General features: G+C 66.6%; 20 protein-coding genes and 1 tRNA gene. 5 read left to right on the top strand and 16 right to left on the bottom strand.

Translation table 11 applies throughout. The annotated features are described in order from the left end of the window. Position 1: 1 nt before the first annotated feature. Positions 2-976 (bottom strand): ArgS-related anticodon-binding protein NrtL, encoded by a 975-nt coding sequence (gene nrtL / locus OIM89_RS07785; RefSeq protein ID WP_264491095.1) that lies wholly within the window; start codon positions 974-976, stop codon positions 2-4. A 95-nt stretch (positions 977-1,071) separates the two neighbouring features. Further along, positions 1,072-1,527, bottom strand: a complete 456-nt coding sequence (locus OIM89_RS07790) for a response regulator (RefSeq protein WP_047467241.1) — start codon at positions 1,525-1,527, stop codon at positions 1,072-1,074. Between the two features lie 164 nt (positions 1,528-1,691). Between OIM89_RS07790 and OIM89_RS07795 the strand changes: the two genes are divergently transcribed. Beyond that, positions 1,692-1,766, top strand: a tRNA-Arg gene (locus OIM89_RS07795). 172 nt (positions 1,767-1,938) lie between these two features. Here the strand turns inward: OIM89_RS07795 and OIM89_RS07800 are convergent. The 11 genes from OIM89_RS07800 to OIM89_RS07850 form a co-directional block, all read right to left on the bottom strand. Continuing rightward, positions 1,939-2,454: a DUF6083 domain-containing protein gene (locus OIM89_RS07800; RefSeq protein ID WP_319802326.1), complete on the bottom strand. Its 516-nt coding sequence runs from the start codon at positions 2,452-2,454 to the stop codon at positions 1,939-1,941. Between the two features lie 67 nt (positions 2,455-2,521). Then, positions 2,522-3,895 carry a tyrosine-type recombinase/integrase gene (locus tag OIM89_RS07805; protein ID WP_264491096.1) on the bottom strand — a complete coding sequence of 458 codons (1,374 nt, stop codon included), beginning with the start codon at positions 3,893-3,895 and terminating at the stop codon, positions 2,522-2,524. Further along, positions 3,892-4,062, bottom strand: a complete 171-nt coding sequence (locus OIM89_RS07810; RefSeq protein WP_240509707.1) for a helix-turn-helix transcriptional regulator — start codon at positions 4,060-4,062, stop codon at positions 3,892-3,894. The genes OIM89_RS07805 and OIM89_RS07810 overlap by 4 nt, the downstream gene beginning before the upstream one ends. Then, the gene (locus tag OIM89_RS07815) at positions 4,062-5,372 is read right to left on the bottom strand and encodes a replication initiator (protein ID WP_264491097.1); all 1,311 of its coding nucleotides are present in this window, start codon (positions 5,370-5,372) and stop codon (positions 4,062-4,064) included. Before OIM89_RS07815 ends, OIM89_RS07810 begins: the two co-directional genes overlap by 1 nt. Positions 5,373-5,525: 153 nt before the next feature. Further along, complete coding sequence (locus OIM89_RS07820; protein WP_264491098.1) at positions 5,526-5,771, bottom strand: SpdD protein; 246 nt, start codon at positions 5,769-5,771, stop codon at positions 5,526-5,528. A 25-nt stretch (positions 5,772-5,796) separates the two neighbouring features. Further along, positions 5,797-5,991, bottom strand: coding sequence for a hypothetical protein (locus OIM89_RS07825; RefSeq protein WP_264491099.1), 195 nt, complete (start codon positions 5,989-5,991; stop codon positions 5,797-5,799). A 15-nt stretch (positions 5,992-6,006) separates the two neighbouring features. Beyond that, a complete protein-coding gene (locus tag OIM89_RS07830) occupies positions 6,007-6,198 on the bottom strand; it encodes a mobile element transfer protein (protein WP_264491100.1) in 192 nt (63 codons plus the stop codon). 12 nt (positions 6,199-6,210) lie between these two features. Then, a complete protein-coding gene (locus tag OIM89_RS07835) occupies positions 6,211-6,864 on the bottom strand; it encodes a DUF2637 domain-containing protein (protein ID WP_264491101.1) in 654 nt (217 codons plus the stop codon). Positions 6,865-6,952: 88 nt separating this feature from the next. Then, on the bottom strand, positions 6,953-8,332 hold the full coding sequence (locus tag OIM89_RS07840; protein ID WP_264491102.1) for an FtsK/SpoIIIE domain-containing protein: 1,380 nt from the start codon (positions 8,330-8,332) through the stop codon (positions 6,953-6,955). After that, the gene (locus OIM89_RS07845; RefSeq protein WP_161243473.1) at positions 8,332-8,688 is read right to left on the bottom strand and encodes a hypothetical protein; all 357 of its coding nucleotides are present in this window, start codon (positions 8,686-8,688) and stop codon (positions 8,332-8,334) included. Before OIM89_RS07845 ends, OIM89_RS07840 begins: the two co-directional genes overlap by 1 nt. A gap of 155 nt (positions 8,689-8,843) precedes the next feature. Continuing rightward, positions 8,844-9,629 (bottom strand): GntR family transcriptional regulator, encoded by a 786-nt coding sequence (locus tag OIM89_RS07850; protein ID WP_264491103.1) that lies wholly within the window; start codon positions 9,627-9,629, stop codon positions 8,844-8,846. 107 nt (positions 9,630-9,736) lie between these two features. Here OIM89_RS07850 and OIM89_RS07855 point away from each other — a divergent pair, with 107 nt between their 5' ends. From OIM89_RS07855 to OIM89_RS07870, 4 genes are all read left to right on the top strand, one after another. Beyond that, positions 9,737-10,144 (top strand): NUDIX hydrolase, encoded by a 408-nt coding sequence (locus tag OIM89_RS07855; RefSeq protein WP_264491775.1) that lies wholly within the window; start codon positions 9,737-9,739, stop codon positions 10,142-10,144. 46 nt (positions 10,145-10,190) lie between these two features. Beyond that, positions 10,191-10,622, top strand: coding sequence for an ATP-binding protein (locus OIM89_RS07860; protein ID WP_264491104.1), 432 nt, complete (start codon positions 10,191-10,193; stop codon positions 10,620-10,622). Positions 10,623-10,705: 83 nt separating this feature from the next. Then, on the top strand, positions 10,706-10,963 hold the full coding sequence (locus OIM89_RS07865; RefSeq protein ID WP_264491105.1) for a hypothetical protein: 258 nt from the start codon (positions 10,706-10,708) through the stop codon (positions 10,961-10,963). After that, on the top strand, positions 10,960-11,337 hold the full coding sequence (locus tag OIM89_RS07870; RefSeq protein WP_264491106.1) for a hypothetical protein: 378 nt from the start codon (positions 10,960-10,962) through the stop codon (positions 11,335-11,337). The genes OIM89_RS07865 and OIM89_RS07870 overlap by 4 nt, the downstream gene beginning before the upstream one ends. Before the next feature lie 419 nt (positions 11,338-11,756). Here OIM89_RS07870 and OIM89_RS07875 read toward each other — a convergent pair whose 3' ends face one another. The 3 genes from OIM89_RS07875 to hsdR all read right to left on the bottom strand — a co-directional run bounded on the left by OIM89_RS07875 (position 11,757) and on the right by hsdR (position 16,929). Further along, positions 11,757-12,896 (bottom strand): restriction endonuclease subunit S, encoded by a 1,140-nt coding sequence (locus tag OIM89_RS07875; protein ID WP_264491107.1) that lies wholly within the window; start codon positions 12,894-12,896, stop codon positions 11,757-11,759. Next, entirely contained in the window at positions 12,893-14,416 is a 1,524-nt protein-coding gene (locus tag OIM89_RS07880; RefSeq protein WP_264491108.1) for a type I restriction-modification system subunit M, read from the bottom strand. The genes OIM89_RS07875 and OIM89_RS07880 overlap by 4 nt, the downstream gene beginning before the upstream one ends. Positions 14,417-14,547: 131 nt before the next feature. After that, positions 14,548-16,929 carry an EcoAI/FtnUII family type I restriction enzme subunit R gene (gene hsdR / locus OIM89_RS07885; protein WP_264491109.1) on the bottom strand — a complete coding sequence of 794 codons (2,382 nt, stop codon included), beginning with the start codon at positions 16,927-16,929 and terminating at the stop codon, positions 14,548-14,550. Between the last annotated feature and the right edge of the window lie 185 nt (positions 16,930-17,114).

Consider the following 17,114-nt stretch of genomic DNA (forward strand, 5'->3'; position numbering starts at 1 on the left):
TTCACAGGTGGTCGGGTGCGCTGATGCCGAGCAGGGACAGGCCGCCGGCCAGCACCGTCCCGGCGGCTTCGGCGAGCGCGAGCCGGGCGCGGTGGGCGGCCCCGGGTTTCTCCCCGCCACGGGGCAGCACGTCGCAGCTGTCGTGGAAGTCGAAGAAGGCGTCGGCCAGGACGACCAGCTGCCGCGCGACCCGGTCGGGAGCCCCCTTGCGCGCCGCCGCCACCAGCACGGCCGGCTGCTCCCCGAGCAGCCCCGCGAGCACCCGCGCGGCCTCCCCGCCCACGGGCCCGGCCCCGGGCACGACGCCGAGCGCGGCCCCACCCGCCACCAGCCCCCGGCCGCGGGCATGCGCGTACCGCACCCGGAAGAGCGGATTACGCGCCCGCTGCTCCAGCACCTCGGCCCCGTGAGGCAGATCGTGCGGCGCGGGATGCAACAGCGCCCACCTCACCCCGTCGGCCCCCAGCACAGCCTCACTGTGCAGCCCCGGCCTGGCCGGCACCGGCGCGGCTCCCCCGCCCCGCACACTCCCGCCCTGCGCCCGCACCAGCCGCCCGGCCGCCTCGGCGACGACCCGGGCCCGCAGCTCACTCCCGTCCGGTACGGCGACGGGCGCGGCATCACGCAGCGCGTCCCCCGAGCCGTACACCTCCCCCTCGGCGGCGATCCGGGCCACCAGAGCGCCCACGGAATCCCCCGCCAGCGTCACGTTCAGAAAACCGGGCCCGGTCACCTCGACCCCGGCGATCCCCGGGGCGGCGGCCAGCCGGCCCCGCAGCACCTCGGCAACCTCGCGCGGCGACCGCCCGGCCTCCCGGGCCAGCCGCAGCGCCACATTGCTCGCCCACTCCCCCGCCCCACCGGGCCCGGGCCGCTCCACCACCACCCGCTCGGGCACGGCGACCGCCAGCTCTCCCCCGTCCACAGCGGAACGCACCGCGCTGAGCACGGCACGGGAGAGGTCGGCGGGGGTCACAGAGCAAGGGTAGGGAGGTCGGGGGCGCCGAGGCGAATTGGTTCCGGATGGTGGGCGGGGTGGGATGAGGCTCACCCCGGCGCGCGGCCTGGGTCTCAGCCCTGGGCGCGTCCCGCACCCTCGGGGAACTCGCCTTCGTCCTCGTCACCCCGGTCACCGGGGTCCCGGCCCTCCAGCACCCTGCGCCGCTCCCGCAACTGCCCGACGACCCGCACCAGCTCCTGGGGGTCGAACGGCTTGGCCAGGAAGGCGTCCACCTCGGCGTCGGCGGCCCCCTGGGCGGCCCCGCCTCCGTCGCACCCGCTGACCATCACGATCGGCACGTCCCGCGTCCGCTCGTCGGCCCGCAGCCGCGCCGCGGTCCGCACCCCGTCGAGCCGCGGCATGACCACGTCCAGCGTCACGACGTCCGGCCGCACCCGGTGCACCATGTCCAGGCACTCGGCACCGTCGACCGCGGTCACCACCTCGAAGCCCTCCAGCTCAAGGTTGACCCTGATCAGTTGCCGAATCACCTTGTTGTCGTCGACGACAAGCACTCGGCCGCACATGCCTGGCACACCCCAGAGAGTAGGACGCCCCCTCCCCCGCCGCCCCCGTTTTCCCCACTTCCACCCCCTCCGGGTGACCCGCCCCACCTCCCCACGAAACCCGTTCCGACCCACCCCCCACGAGCTGGTAGTGTTCAACCCGTCGCCGAGCAACACCGGCGAACGCCCCCGTAGCTCAGGGGATAGAGCAACGGCCTCCGGAGCCGTGTGCGCAGGTTCGAATCCTGCCGGGGGCACCATCGATTAGGTGCCCAAAGACCCCGTCACCAGCGGAAACGCTGAGAGCGGGGTCTTCGCGTATGTGCAGCGAGATGCAGGCCTGAGCACCCCTAGGACAGGGTCTGTGGACTATTCGTGGACAGGGCTTTGGAGCATCCGCCCTGGTCAGTGCCCCAGTTTCTGGCGCCGGCCTCAGCCCGCATCTGGCCAGAGCTCCGAAGGCGGAGGCGGCTCCGGATCGTCCCCCCGCTCGACTCGCCGCGCGTTCTCAATCCGCAAGCTCGTCAGCCACGGCCACAGATCGGGCAGAGGCTGCGCCGGACAAGCAAGATCGTGCTCGATACGGCACCGCTGGAACTGATCCGGTGGACACACTCCGTAGACCGTCACCCGCCCGTCGGACAGCTCGATCCATCGGCGGTCCGCCGGCACCGTGTGGGCCAGCGGACGCATGTCCGGCTCCAGCAGCACCCAGTCATGCTCAAGGGTCGCCACCCAATCCCCTAACAGCCCACAGTGCGGACACCGGGACTGCCCACCATCCAACCGCCGCGGCTTCTCATCTAAGGCCCCCATACCTTGAGGGTCGTTAGCCCGGTACTCCCGGCGTAGAGCGCCAACCGGACGAATCCCTTGAGGCAGTCGACCACCAGCGGGACGGAACACGACGCGGCAGGTGCAGATGGCAACCAACGACCAACGGCACATGGCCGAGAGACGGCGAAAGCCCTCCTGCCCGAGCGGGCTGGAGGGCTGACGACCTACGTGTGCGTGATCACTCGTACTCGCGCAACAGCTCCTCAATCTTGCGGTTGGCGATCTCCTGCCGACCGTCGATGCACTTGGCGTACCGGCTTAGCAGGACCTCCACGCTGTTGCCTGCACGTTCCGCGACTTCCGTCGGGTCCACCCCGGAGTTGAGCCAGGTCGACAGAGCCGAGTGCCGGAGGTCGTACGGTCGAGCCGCGAGCGGAGAGGCGACCACGGCCGGCGGAAGCGCCAGCGCCCGGGCCTCCTGCCAAACGCGGTAGTACGTGGATGAGCCGACCACTCCCCCGCGCTCGCTGGTGAACAACCGCCCGTCCTTGGCGGTGCCGAACGTGTCGAGGTGCTGCCGGAGGATGGCGACGAGCTGGGGCGGGATTGGGACGAGCCGGACCTCTTCCACGGGACGGTTCTTGAGACCCCGGTCATCATGAGTTTCACCCGAGTCCGTCCATTGCTTCCCGACGCTGGGACGTGTCCGGTTCAGCAGCACCGTTCCCCAGCCAGCCTCGGGCAGCTTCAAATCCGCATAGGTGAGGCCGACGGCCTCAGCTGGACGCAAGGCGCCGTAGTACATGCAGGCGAATAGGCCGACGAGTCGGCGGCCACGTGCCCGGCTGTACCCACCGACGTATGAGACTGCCGTCAGCATGGAACGGGCTTGTACGGGATTGGCGACCACCCGAGGGTCGACTTCCCCGGCCACCTTCGGTTTCTTCCAGCGGATGCCTGTAATCGGGTTCTCTGCGAACTCCCCGAGATCTACTGCATAGTGCAGCGCATTGACGAGCGTCCGGCGCTTGCGTCGGACGGTCTCTGCGGCTGCCGCCGTCCCGTCGAGCTTCAGCTTGAGCGAATCCAGGACGGCCCTGCCGATCGCAGCGTCACCGAGGTCCGAGAGCGGACGCGACGCCTTGGCCACCCAGTGCAAGGTGTTCGCGATCTCGGTCGGCAATTCGCGCTCGTCCGGCCCGGGAAGGACGAAAGCCCAGGTGCGAAGCGCCCTTCTGATCAGCTCCTCGGACGGCTGCCCCGGACGCTCGTCGAGGAGGGCCATCGTCACGGCGGTCAGAGCCTCATTGATCCCCTTGCGCGTGTTCGGCGCCGCGTGAGGCCACTTCATGGCGAGGTACTTCAAGGCGAAGGCGTACCAGGTCATCGAGGCCGCCTTTTCGACCATCGAATCGGGCAGCCCTGTCTCTGTGGCGAACTCTTCACCGGCATGAGCGGCGCGAAGCAACTTGGAACGGTAATGGTCCGCAAGCCCCTTGGTGCGGAACTGTTCGGAGAACACGTTCCCGGCAACGGTCCACCGGACGTCATAGGACGACTTCTTGGTGTTCCTCTTCCGAACACCCCACACCTTTACGTCGAGAGACTTCATGCCGCCGCCTCCAACTGCCGCAGCCAGGCGGTGAAGTCACTCCGCCACACCCGGAGCTCCCCGTTGGGCAGCTTGAACGCAGCGGGGCCCTGCCCCAGCTCTCGCCACCGGTAGAACGTCCGGCGAGAAACACCACCCAGCTCATCCAGGACTTGGCGAACAGTCATCAGCTCATCGCGACGGTGGTCCATGTCGGTTCTCCTTCCGTTCCGGAGGCGGGTTCGAGGGTTTCGGCGAGCCAGGCTTCGGCGTTGGTGAGACCGGTTCCGGCATAGACCCAGTGGACGAGGACGAGGGTCGTGTCCGGGTCGGTCCCGTCAGCTGCCAGGGCCTGTGCGCGGCGCCATTCGGCGCGGGCGTCGCGGAGGGCGCCGAGGGTGGTGGAGTAGCGGCGGGACTTGGTGGAGAAGTGGCCGCGGAAGCCGAGCATGTGGGCCCAGGCCCGCAGGCGGAGATGTTCGAGGTCCTTGCGGGCGCCGAGGGTCCAGGCGGTGCGGATGAGCCGGCGGGCGTGGTCGCTGATGTCGAGCTGGGCGAGTTCGGCGAGGAACTTCAGCGGCCGGTCGAGAGCTCCCGTGGCAGTCTCGGCGCCCTTGGTGGCGTACTTGGCGATGTAGGCGGCGACGGCCCGCTCTGTCAGCTCCTGGCCGCCGTCGAAGTCGGCCGAGCGGATGGTGCGGACGTCGAGCTGACGGCCAAAGGCGAAGACGTGAGCCCGGCCGTCGATGACCGGACCGTCCACACGGGCGGCGGCAGCGGCGGCCTGGATGGCGTCGGTCAGCAGCTCGGCGGTGGCCCAGGCGGGAGGCGGGGTGTCGCCGCCCTCGGGGCCGTCGATGCGGATGACGGCGTGGAAGTGGACGGCCCCGCGCTTCTGGTACTCGGCGACCTTGGCGAAGGACACCCGGGCGTACTCGCGGAAGGCCCGTTGCGTGAGGCCGGCGCGCTTGGCGACTTCCCGTCGCAGGTAGATCGAGAAGCGCCGCCACAGCGGACCGGCGTGCGCGTTCCAGAGCACGGCCGCTTCGTAGTCGTAGGTGTCCGGGTCGAGCGGGGTGCCGAGGGTGGGGTCGTCCTGGTCGTGGAACGCGCCGCAGCGGCAGCGGCGGACCGAACCGGCCGGGCCGGTGGGGCGGTTGTGGACCGGGCCGAAGCTGGGCGCGGTGAAGGTGGCGAAGACGCGCGGGTGGGCGGCGACGCGTTCGGGGACACCCTTGCCGCCGCGCAGGCCGGAGGTGATCAGGTGGAAGGTGTCGCGGCGGTACACCTCGGCGCAGGCCGCGCACCGGGTGGTGCGGCGGTTGTTGCAGCGGACCAGGAGGTGACCGGCCGGGAGGCTGGAGGAGTCGAGGTGGTGGAGGGCGTCGCCGATCTCGCCGGTGCGGGTGTCGACGGTGTACTCGGTGCGGTGGCCGTCGAGGCGGATCGGGTGCGTGCAGCCGCCGAGGCCGGCGAGCTGACGCAGGAGTGCGGGCATGGTGCCGAGGGCGGCCAGTTCGCCGAGTTCGCGGAGCGGGGGCGGAGTGGCGCGGGTGATGATGGCTTTCTCCTTCTGGTTCGGCTGGAGGGAGACGGCCCCCGGGGCGGCGGATGCTTGGCGGTATCGAGGCCGCCCCGGGGGTCCGGTGCGTCAGCGGCGGTGCTGGTCGCGGAGCAGCGAGCGCAGGACCACGGCGGCGACGGCCACGGAGACGGCCGTGACGGCGACGGCGGCCAGGAGCGCGGTCAGCACGACGCCGCCGACGAGGACGGCCGCGACCGCTCCGGTGCTGACGGAGATCTGAGGAGCCGACCGCCGAGCGGGCATCTGGTCGGCCACGGTGTGGGGGTGCGCGGGCGGCGGCGTCGGACTGTCGGGGTACTTGGGCAGGAACACTGCGAAGCTCTCCTCATCTACTCGTCTAGTCATGTGAGCTGTTGACGATGTCCACGCCGGAGCGCGTGCCGGACTCGATGGCGGGGGCCAGGAAGGTGTCCGAGAGCCAGAAGCCGAAGAGGGCGATCAGAACGACGATCCACGTGCGGACGCCGAGGAACTTGACCGCTCCCCAGGCGAAGAAGCCGAGGAGGACGACGAGCGGCAGGCTGACGGTCACGGTGTGTGGGTCCTTTCAGCGGACGGGGCAGCGGTGGGTACGGGCGCCCAGTTCGGCGGCGGCGCGGCTGTCGTAGTCGGCGGAGAAGCCGCAGCGCGGGGCCGTGCAGGCAGCGGTGTGCTTCTCCCGGCCGCGGCCGTCGTAGGACGTGCCGACCTGGACGGGGCCGATGCGGGTGACGCAGCGGAAGCGGCGGTTGGCGCTCACGTGGGTCTCCTCTCAGAGCTGGGCGGTGATGGCGTCGGCCATGGGCGGCGGGACGCCAAGGCGGGCGCGCAGGGTCGGGGTGTCGATGGCCGCTCCGGTGCGGGCGTGGTGCTCGGCGGCGACTTTGCGGGCGTGCTCGACCAGGGCGGCCGGGACAGTGATCGGCGGCGGGGCCGGAGCCGGTACCGGCTCGACTGCCGGAGGCGCCGGGGGTTCCGGTGCGGGATCGGGCGCGTCCTCCTGGTCCTCGATGTCCTCGGACGTCTCCTGGCCCACGGCGTCACTGGTCTCGTCGTGCGTGGTCGGTGACGAGTGGGCGAGGAGGGTTCCGCCGAGGAAGGCGACCGCGGGCCATCCCGCGACGAGGATGCGGAGCCAGGCCGGCACGTGGTCCAGGTCGAGCAGCCCGGCGGTGGCGACGTTCGCGCCTAGGGACGCGGCGAGGGCGATCAGGAACCAGCACCACCCGGCCGCTTTCGCGTCGCCGGACCGCAGTCGGCGCCAGGCGGCGACGAGCAGCAGGTCGACCGAGACGGGATAGGCCCACGCCTTCCACCCGTCCTGTCCGGCCGCCGAGGCGACATCGTGCAGGTGGGCGAAGGACAGCGCGGCGGCGATGACCGCTTGGACGAGCACCGCGTCGACACGGGCCAGGTGGGCGCGCATGCTGCGGCTCCTTCCGGGTTCGGGCATGGGAGGGGTAGGGACATGGCGTGAGGCGGTCACGCCGACCGGGGATGCGTGCGAAAGCGGGTCAGTCAGTCACCGGGCGGGGCCGCACGACCGAGCCCGGTGTCTCGACGGGCGGCCGTACGGGAACGTCGGGCCGGAAGCGCTTGAGCGCGGGCAGGTCGGGGACCAGGTGGGCCGACTCGCGGCAGGTCTCGGCGGCATCGCCGAGGGAGAGGTACGGCGTGCGGATGCGGGACCAGCCGCCGGAGGTGTCACCGGCCACGGCGAGGCCGGGCCGTTCGGGGGCGATGGCGCAGGCAGCGGCAACCGCTTCGGGGGCGATGTCGCCGAGTGCCATCTTGGCGGAGGCTTCGTCGTTGACGCGGTGGCAGACGCGGCCGGTCAACTGGGCCCGCAGCATGGTCGCGCCCTTGCCCAGTTCGGCGCCGAAGCGCTGTCCGCAGACCTCCAGGTAGATGCCGGCGGCGCGGCCGAGCTGGGCGAGACGGATGAGCTGGGTGACCATCTCGTCCCGCCGTTCCTCGTCCTTCTTCGTGGCGACGAGGAAGAGTTCGGCCACCTCGTCGACGAACAGCACGACGGGCACCGGGCGTTCGTGCTCGGGCAGGCCCCAGATGTCGGAGGTGATCTCCTCGTCCGGGGTGCTCGGCGCGATGCCCTGCCGGGCCTTGATCAGGTCGTACCGGTCCTCCATTTCCCTGATCAGCACGGGCAGCAGCTCGGCGGCCTGCTCCGGGTCGGTGGCGAGCGCCGACAGGCGCGGGGCGAAGGGCGCCAGTTCCACGCCCCGCTTGCAGTCGATGCCGACCAGGGCGACGGGTTGGCGGGCGAGGCCGGCGACGAGGTGACGCAGGTACATGGACTTGCCGGACAGCGTTGCGCCGAGCGTGAGTTGGTGTGGCACAGTGCGGTAGTCGCGTACGAATGGAGTGGCGTCCTCGCGCAGCGCGACCGGCACCCGGAGGATGTCCGGGCGGAGCTTGCGCGGCATGCGCACCCGCCGCAGCACGTCGAAGCCGACGAGCCGCAGTTCGACCACGCCCGGCTTGATCGTGGTCACGTAGACGGCGTGAACGCCCCAGGCGTGCCGCAGCCGTTCGGCGGAGGCGGCCACGTCGGCGGGTTCCTGTCCCGGGGCGAGCCGCAGGCGGACCCGCAGCCCCGTCGTGGTCGGCCGGATGATCCCCCGACGCGGCGGTACGGGCCGGACCTCACGGCGGGTGGTGGCCTTGACCGCCAGGACCCGCAGCCGCGAGGGGGCCACGGTCAGCCCACACGCTTCCATCACGGAGCCGTAGGAGCTGAGCAGCCGAACCGTGGACACCGGTAAGCCGACCGTGGACCAGTAGACGCCGGGGTGTCGCGCCCGGGCGTAGGCGGCCCCACCGCCGAGTGCGGCAACGGGACCACCCACCTCCAGAAGCGTTGCCAGGTCGGTCATCAGGCCGTGGCCCCCATGGCGGCCGGGAAGGCGGCCGGGGTGACGGCGGCGGCCCGGAAGGCGATGCCGTGGCGCTGCTGGCCGTTGAACACGCTCTCCCACGGCCGGGCGATCAGGCCCGGCAGGGACACCGGGGCACCGAGGGCGAGCCCTTCCGACACCCCGCTTTCCGGAACGGTCACCTTGATCAGGGACGACTCCCCCTCCTCGATGTACACGACGCCGATCGTCATCAGCGCCTCACCGCTGACGGCATCCTTCGCGATCTCGCCCGACTGCCGGTCGCGGACCTTCGGCTCGGGTGCCTCGGTCAGCAGGATCGTCGCGGCCGAGGTCTCCACACGGATGGTGCGCAAGGCTTCCTCCCATCTACTCGTCTAGACAAGATGCATCCTTCGAACCCGACGGCGCCGGGAACGGGATCACCCTGCCACACAACTTGCCCACTCGTCTATACGAGTATGCGTGTCGGTGTGTACGAGTCCGAGGAAGTGGCCTCGCGCACCGCCGATCAGGTCGCCGGAAGTTGGTAGGAGAGGACGTACGCGTCCGCCGCCATCACCGTGTCGCAGACCTCCACGGCCCGCCCCGCAGCGTCGAAGGCGGTACGGATCAGGTGGATCACCGGCACACCGGCGGCCAGTTGCAGCGTCTTCACTTCGGATGGCGAAGGCATACGCGCCCTGATCTCCTCCTCGAAGTGGTCGAGCTGGTGGCCCAGTTCCTCGAGGCGGGCGTAGATACCGCCGGGTCCTGGGTTGGGTTCGGCGATCTGCGTACCGCGGGCGATGTCGAGAGGGAGGTACGACGCGGCGAACTCGACCGGCCGGCCGTCGAGCAGGTACCGGCGACGCCGGGCGAGCACGCGCCGCACGGCCCCGAGCCGGGTGGAGATGTCCTGGCTGGCCTTCTCCTCCTTCACCTCCAGACTGTCCACGGTGGGGTGACTGCCGGCGGCGTCAGCCTCCACGATGAACGCGGACTTGCCCTGCTCACGGTGGCGCCGGGCGAACCGGTCGGAGGCGAGGCGGCGCACCGGAGGCCGGGGACGGACGAAGACGCCCTTACCGTGTTCGGCGTGCACCAGGCCCTCGCCCTGGAGGATCGAGAAGGAGTTCCGGACGGTCATCCGGGAAACCCCGTAGTGCTCGACCAATTCAGCCTCGGAGGGCAGCTTCTCCCCCTCCTTGAACCGCCCACGGTCGATGGCCTCCCGTAGCTGGTCGGCGATCTGCCGGAAGACGGCACGATCACTGGTCGGATCGAGGCCGCCGAGAATGCTCGGTAGAGACGTCACACGTACTCCTTTAGGTATCTAGACGAGTGGGCGAGTGTTGTTGCTACGGTGGAGAGCCTAGTCAGCCGAGAGGGCCGAGGAACGTGAGCACAGAACGCCCGCACTCCGTGAGCGTCGCCGGGGTCATAGTCGATGACCAAGGTCGAGCCCTCCTGATCAAGCGCCGTGACAACGGCCACTGGGAACCCCCGGGCGGAGTCCTCGAACGTGAGGAGACCATTCCCGAGGCTCTTCAGCGCGAAGTACTCGAAGAGACCGGCATCAAGATCGAGCTTCCCGCGAGCCTGACCGGCGTCTACAAGAACATGACGGGCCTGATCATCTCCCTCGTCTTCCGCTGCCAGGCAGCCGACGGCACTCCCACCACGGGGGACGAGACCCGCGCCCTGCACTGGGCCACCCGCGAAGAAGTCATCGAACTCACCGACGAGGCGTACGCGATCCGCGTGCTTGACGCACTCGACGCGGCATCCCCGCCGGCCGTCCGCGCCCACGACGGCGTGAAACTCGTCTAGCCCGAACCCGCTGCACATGGCGGCCTACCAGCACGAAGGAACTTGTATGCACGAGTATACGAGTACGGTCCGGGTCTGGGGACTGTCTTGCCCAGGATGCCCGGAAGAGGTCAGCCGGGCCCGCCGCTGGACGCGGGACATCCTGCGCGGCTTCCCTCTGGCCGATGACGCCGAGCTGATCGTGAGCGAGCTGAGCACGAACGCGATCCTTCACACCGCCAGTGGCCGGGTCTCCGGCAGCTTCCATCTGGCCGTGGCGGTCTCGCCGCAGGTGATCGCCCTATCGGTGACGGACGAAGGAGGCACCGGCACGGCCCCCAAGGCCGAGCACCAGGACGACCAGGCCGAGCACGGCCGGGGCCTGGACATGGTCAGCGCACTCGCTCACCGGGTCGTCGTCCACGACAGCCACGGCGGCTGCACGGTCACCGCGGAACTCATCACCCGAGCCCACCCGGCAGGGGGACGCCCGTGCTGACGTCCACTTCCCCTGAGACGCCGAACGTCGGCAAGCGCCCCTCTCCATGCCACTGCCGGGCCGCCGCCTACCCCCTGAACGAAGTGCATTCCATCCCACTGGGATCACAGGAGGCCAGCAGCCCACGCCTGGCCCTGCGTTGGTTACAGGAGCGCACGCGCCACATCACCGACCAGCTCGACGCCACCTACGCGCAGCCCGGACTGCACTGGCTGACGGACGGGGCAGAGCACGAACGAGCCCTCGCCTACCTGACCGCAGGCACCGGCTACCAAGTCACCCTCTACGACGAGAGCACCCGCTACGTACTCGTGGCCCACCCGACGGGAGCGACCTCATGAACGGGCCCACCCGCGGCTACTGGTGCGAATGCTGGACCGAGGACGTCACCACTACAGAGGGGCCGACGCTCCTGGCCTCCTTCGACGCGTACTCGGCGCCCCAAGCAGACCGGTGGGTGGCCATCGCCCTACGCACCATCTCACCGGCGCTCGACTCCGACGCATCGGACGAAGCATGGGCATGGCTGCGCGACGAACGCATCGAGACCCGAAGAGCCCTCCTGCGCTCCGAGCCGTGCACAGTGACCATCGCGCATGCCGACGTCCGCATCGCATGGTCGATCAGGCCAGTCCTCTTCCTACCCCTCGCGCACCGGCGGAACGCTGAACTCCCAGCCTGTGCCCACAGCTTCAAGCCCCGCACCACAGATTGAGTTACAACTTTCTCTACTGGTTCAAGGCGGCTCGCTCCGCTCACCGCGCGCGGCCCAGCCCCCGGCCGGGCCTGCGCTCCTGTCTCCGCCCCGCTCCAGCCCGGCCGGCGCCCGTACCGCGCGCATAGCAATCAGCCGCCTAACGCCAGAGAAGGGATTCGTCATGGCTGGGGCGGTCGGCTCCACGGCTTTAGGCAGCCACTTTGGCACGAGCCTCGAAGATCATGGCCCCAACGTCGTGCTTTACCGGGCAGGTCCACAGACTGCCCGACGCGCCGGAAGCTTACGGGGCCATGATCACTCGCGCCAAAGCAGCTCCAGCCCAAAGCCGCTACGCCGCCCTCACGCCGTCTGCAACTGCGGACTGGGCTGACGAACTCAACGAATCTCAGCGCGCGGAAGTCTATTTTCGGAGCGCCTCACGCCGCGACAGATGCACCGAATGCTTCGTTTAGAGCGGCCTGATACAAAGAATCAACTTCCTTATTACGCTGCTCCATGCCCGAAAGCGCCTGATACGCCTGATCTAGCTGCTTGGCGATCCGTCGTTGATCATCCACGTCGGACGGCAAAGGAACCGACGTCCTCTCAAATGCCTTGATACCAAGGGTGCGATTCCTTCCGGCTGCTCCTGGTGAGGCTTTCTGAATCATCCTCAGCCCTTCGTCGCTCAGAAGGAAGTATCGGAGATAGCCCATATCGGCTTGGTCGTCGATGGGAGCGTAGGTCATGAACCGGTGAGAGCCGATCATCCCTTTCTCATTCTCACCAGCGAGAGCGATGGCACCCTCCCAGGCGAACACGTTGCTGAGTACCAGCTCACCTGGATGAATCTCGAATACTTTCTTATTCCCCAACTCGTCTGCGGTGACAGCCTCTTTATGGAAGATACCCTTCCCGAAAGAGCGCACGCCAATCTGCTTGTAGTGAGTATCAGACGTCACAGTCACGGGACGACGCTGCAAGGCTGCCACTCTGCCAACGGGAACTTCTGGAGCTTGGACTCGGCGAAAAATCGCGTCGTGCAGCTCCTTCACGAGCGATCCGGCCCGCTCAGTCTCCTGTACACAATGCTCTCGCGTCTCATGCAGGCCATCGAGCTTCTCAACGATCAACTGTTGGGCATCTCGATCGGGCAGCGGAACCTTGATCGACAAGACGCGCTGAGCGCTAACTCGCTCGCGCCGAGCCCCTACGCCCTTGGACTCCCCGCGCAAAAGTTCCCAAAAGCCAGGCCATCGAAAGAGATGCTGGAGGTAAGCCGGCTCCGCTACATCAGCGTCAATGGAAAAGGTGGGAAACTCTGGAGAAAGAAACCAGCCGTCAAGGTGCGGAGGAATCACCGCAATGGCGCCTTCGAATGCCTTGAGGCGGCTTAGCACCACATCTCCAGCGTGTAGCCGATGCAGCTTCGGGTAGCTGGTATCGCTGCCCTTAATAGGTTCGCGAGTGAACAAACCTCGACCGAAACCATAGACACCAGCAATGTCGAAGCGATCATTGGGCGATACAGTGACCGCGTCAACGGAGAGTGTTAGAGCTTCGCTGAGGAGCTTCACCGTTCGCCACCCGCCAAGTCGTTCTGCACCTTCCTCAGCAGGGAGAGAATGCGTTCCTCGGTTTGGATAAGATCCTCAATGATCACGCTGGGCTCTCGATGCACTTTGGCTTCGTCTTGATAGGGGTTTCGCAAGTCCAGATCAAGAAGCTCGTTGAGGTCTCTGCGCGGCACGCGCCACGCATGACGGTTCTCAATTCGGCCGTTGCGCTCTACGCCGCCCCACCAAGCTTCAACATCAGCGAGGTGGGCGTCCGTCATCGGCTTCGTCTTAGTGAAGTTGCGTCGACCATCAGGGAGCGGCACCTCGTAAAACCAGGTGGCTTTGGTCGGACCAGTCCGGTCGAAAAAAAGTACGTTAGACGGGATGAGCGTGTACGGCGCAAAAACGCCGTTCGGAAGCCGAAGGACAGTGTGCAGGTCGAAGTTGTCCAACATCTGCCGACGCACCTTTTCACCAACCCCACCCTCAAAAAGGATGTTGTTCGGCACGACGACGGCGCAGCGCCCTCCCTCCTTCAATCGCTCCATGATGACTTGCAGGAAGAGCCAGGCCGTGTCAGTGGTCCGCTTGTCGGTTGGAAAATTCTTCAGGACCCTCGATTCTTCTTCACCACCGAATGGGGGATTCGTGAGGATCACATCAACCCGATGATGGCGGTGGGAGGCAATCGGGTGCTGCAACGTATTGTCCAGTGTCAAATTAGGACGATTGACGCCATGCAGCAACAGGTTCATGGTGGCCAATAGATACGGCAGGGACTTCTTCTCAATGCCACGCAAATTTCCATCAATGGCGTCAGCTTCTGTGGCACTCATCTCCTCGGCATACTGCTTCCGCAGATATTCTGAGGCTTCCACGAGGAACCCCCCGGTGCCACAGGCTGGGTCGAGTACCGTCTCATGGGGCTTAGGAGCTGACATTCGAACCATAAAGCGTACTACAGCGCGCGGCGTATAAAACTCACCTGAATCGCCAGCCGCGTCACGCAACTCCTGAAGCATCGACTCATAGACGTGAGCCATGGTGTAGATCTCGTCCTGAGCATGAAAATCGATACCTGCGATGGTGTCTACCACAGAGCGCAGCAGGTAGCCGGATCGCATCCGGTTCTGCACTTCCTTGAAAATCGTCCCGATGACGTCCAACTCAGGCGATCCGGACCGTCGGGCTAGATACGGCAAAAGATCAACGTTGACAAATTCAGTGAGTTTGTCACCCGTTAGACGCTCTTTCTCGGGGCAGCCAGCCCAGTCTCGCCATCGATATGGCTCCTCAATGAGCGGCTCGAAGGGGCCCTCTCCAAAATCTTCTCGATCTTCCTCTTGGGCATCCAGAGCTTTCAGGAAGAGCAGCCAAGAGAACTGTGGAATGCGCTCGATGTCTCCGTTCAGACCAGAGTCCTTCCGCATGATGTCTCGTGCCCGCTTGATGATGGAATTGAGATCAGCGACCTTGGCACGTCGGTCACCTGCTGAACGCGCAGTGGTCTCATCAGGCAGATTGAACAGAGTACTCACGTGGGTTCTCTCCGGGACAGGACGGTAAGGCTCGGCACCGGGCAGGCCGATTCAAGCCTTGGGATCAGCGGCTGCGGGGGCTTCTGTGAGGGCTCGAAGCTTCGTCCCCGCCTTCGGGAGGGTAGTCGCTCTCAGGCCGCGTAGAGTACTTTCTGAAGCTCATCCCAGGTCTGACGGAGCCGCTCCGGCCCTCCAAAGAGGCTCGCGATCTCTCGAAGCGAACCATGCCGGCGCATCGGCTCAAGCTTGAGGACCTCAAGCCTCTCCAACTCGCCAGCACCGTGCACCGCGTACCGGTCGAGGAGTTCGTCGATGACAGCCCTGGCTTCCTCCGGCAACCGCTGGAAGAAGTCGTTTTGGGCTCGCTTGGCTCGATGCACCCGCTCGTGACGGCTGATGGCCGGCTCGTTCCAGGCCACGTGAACCAGCACGTCCAAGGGGTCAGCGTCGGTCAACCCTGTCCGCTGGCACAGCTCGTCCAGAGCGACGCCCCGGGCTCCTAGGGCCTCGGCGATCTCACTCCGTGAAGGAGCCGTTCGCCACCGGCTACGCAGTTTGTCCGGCCCAGGGAAAAGCCTCCGCACCACCCCCTGGGCATAGTCGCGATACTCGACGAGCCGAAGCTGATCGCTACCGGGTTCTGTCATCCACACCCCCTCAGCGGTGACCTCTACCTCCGTGTCGTCGACCACGAACTTGCGAGGCGGTACCGGAGTTATGGGCTGATCCTCATCGGGCGGTGCTGACTCTGAGGCATCAGACTCAGGAGCCTTCGACTCCGGGGTGCAGACCACCTGCCCGGCGTCGTCGATTGTCTCCTCGATCTCGTGCTCCGCCGGTCCGTCAAACTCCGGATCCTCGAAGAGGATGGTGGCGCCAACAAAGTCGATGATCTCGAATGACAGCTTGTCGTAGTCCTCGGCGAGCCGGGTGCCACGGCCGATAATCTGCTTGAACTCGTGCACTGACCCAATCGGCCGGAAGAGCACCACAGTGCGGAGGGTCGGGATGTCGACTCCCGTTGACAGCATGCGGGACGTCGTGGCCACAACGGGGGCCAGCGTCTCAGGATCCTGGAACTGCTCCAGCAACTTCTTGCCCCAGTCACCCTCTTTACTCACAATGCGCCCTGCATAGTCCTTATGGATGCGCGCCATGTCCTTGTTGGCGTTCGTCATAGCCTGGCGCATGTCGAGGGCGTGGTCGGAGTCGACGCAGAAAATAACCATCTTTCCCATGCGGTCAGTGTCATGGAGGTAGTCCGTAAGGTACCGAGCCGCCGCATCGGTCCGCTTCAACAGCGAAATAATGCGCTCAAAATCCTTGGTCTCATAAACACCCTCGGGAATTTCCCGCTGGTATTTATCAAGCTCACCAGCTGTGATGCGTACCCCCTCGGCATCCGGGCTGAGTACGACCCGACGTACACGGTAGGGCGCTAGATAGCCATCCGCGATGCCCTGTTTGAGGGAGTACGTATAAAGCGGTTCACCAAAGTACTTATAGGTGTCGATGTTCGCAGCGCGCTTCGGGGTAGCAGTCAGACCAAGCTGTATCGCTGGGCTAAAGTGCTTGAGTATCGCTCGCCAGCTTGACTGCTCGCTGGCGCTACCGCGGTGGCATTCGTCGACGATGACCAAATCGAAGAAATCGGTCGGATATTCCCTGAACAAGTCGCCGCGTGCCACAGTGGTGAGCGCCTGGTAGGTGGCAAAGTAGACGCTTCGCGCGGTATCCTTTTCGCCTCGGATGCGATGAACCGCCTCACCGAAGACGGGTGTGAAGTCGTTTCGCATCGGCTGCTCGATGAGACTGTCGCGGTCGGTCAGATAGAGCACACGCTTCAGGCCCGCCTGCCCCGTGTGTTCCCAGTACTGCATCAGCTTCCATACGATCTGCATCGCCGTGAACGTCTTGCCGGTGCCAGTCGCCATGGTGAGCAGCAAGCGGTCGCGCTGCCCGCTGAGGCAGGCGGCTACCGCCCGGTGGATGGCGATACGTTGGTAGTAACGGGGCTCCTTCGGCGTTCCGTCAGCGTGCTTGAGCACACGGCTGAAGGGCTCCCGCAGCACATCTGCGACGTTGCTATCGGTGACGCCCTGATGGTTCAGGAACAACGCCCACAGCTCGTCCGGACGAGGGAAGTACGCGGGGTTCGTCTCCTCCCCGGTAACGAAGTTGAACATGGCGACGCCGTGGCCATTGGTAGAGATGGCCACCGGCAGATCGAGCTGCTCGGCGTACGCCTTGGCCTGCTGCAGGCCGTCCCGAGGGTCAGAGAACTCGCGCTTTGCTTCAACAACTGCCACTGGGACGCCTTCAGCTATCTCCAGAACGAAGTCGGCCTGGAGAGGCCGCTGTCGGCGATGAGATCGGCCGGCACGTACGATCCGCCCTGCCGTAACCGGAACTTGCTCCTTGATCTGACCAGGCAACCAACCCGACTCGTCCTTCAGACGTGGAAGCACGTAGTCCCTGCACGTGGTTGCTTCGTCCCGCCCCTTGTCAACCATGGTCATTAAGGTACGCCAAACGAGGACGTTCGACTGGTCGCGGAACCCTAAATCCTCGATCCTGCTAGGCGCTTGCAACCTTGAGGGTGTCGTCTTGCGGCGTCTTCGGGCTGGTGCGCCACGCGCCTGACTTGCTGTAACTCGCGAAGCGCGCGCGACCTCCGGATCCACCTAAGGGTGGAGCA

The sequence above is a fragment of the Streptomyces sp. BI87 genome (assembly GCF_025957665.1).
GTDB classification, from domain to species: domain Bacteria; phylum Actinomycetota; class Actinomycetes; order Streptomycetales; family Streptomycetaceae; genus Streptomyces; species Streptomyces albidoflavus.

Bases quoted from the DNA above. Each gene is read 5' to 3' on its own strand.
- OIM89_RS07840 (WP_264491102.1), bottom strand. From the start codon at position 8,332: ATGACCGACCTGGCAACGCTTCTGGAGGTGGGTGGTCCCGTTGCCGCA.
- OIM89_RS07810 (WP_240509707.1), bottom strand. From the start codon at position 4,062: ATGACTGTTCGCCAAGTCCTGGATGAGCTGGGTGGTGTTTCTCGCCGG.
- OIM89_RS07870 (WP_264491106.1), top strand. From the start codon at position 10,960: ATGAACGGGCCCACCCGCGGCTACTGGTGCGAATGCTGGACCGAGGAC.
- OIM89_RS07805 (WP_264491096.1), bottom strand. From the start codon at position 3,895: ATGAAGTCTCTCGACGTAAAGGTGTGGGGTGTTCGGAAGAGGAACACC.
- OIM89_RS07815 (WP_264491097.1), bottom strand. From the start codon at position 5,372: ATGCCCGCACTCCTGCGTCAGCTCGCCGGCCTCGGCGGCTGCACGCAC.
- OIM89_RS07860 (WP_264491104.1), top strand. From the start codon at position 10,191: ATGCACGAGTATACGAGTACGGTCCGGGTCTGGGGACTGTCTTGCCCA.
- OIM89_RS07835 (WP_264491101.1), bottom strand. From the start codon at position 6,864: ATGCGCGCCCACCTGGCCCGTGTCGACGCGGTGCTCGTCCAAGCGGTC.
- OIM89_RS07790 (WP_047467241.1), bottom strand. From the start codon at position 1,527: ATGTGCGGCCGAGTGCTTGTCGTCGACGACAACAAGGTGATTCGGCAA.
- OIM89_RS07800 (WP_319802326.1), bottom strand. From the start codon at position 2,454: ATGTGCCGTTGGTCGTTGGTTGCCATCTGCACCTGCCGCGTCGTGTTC.
- hsdR (WP_264491109.1), bottom strand. From the start codon at position 16,929: ATGGTTGACAAGGGGCGGGACGAAGCAACCACGTGCAGGGACTACGTG.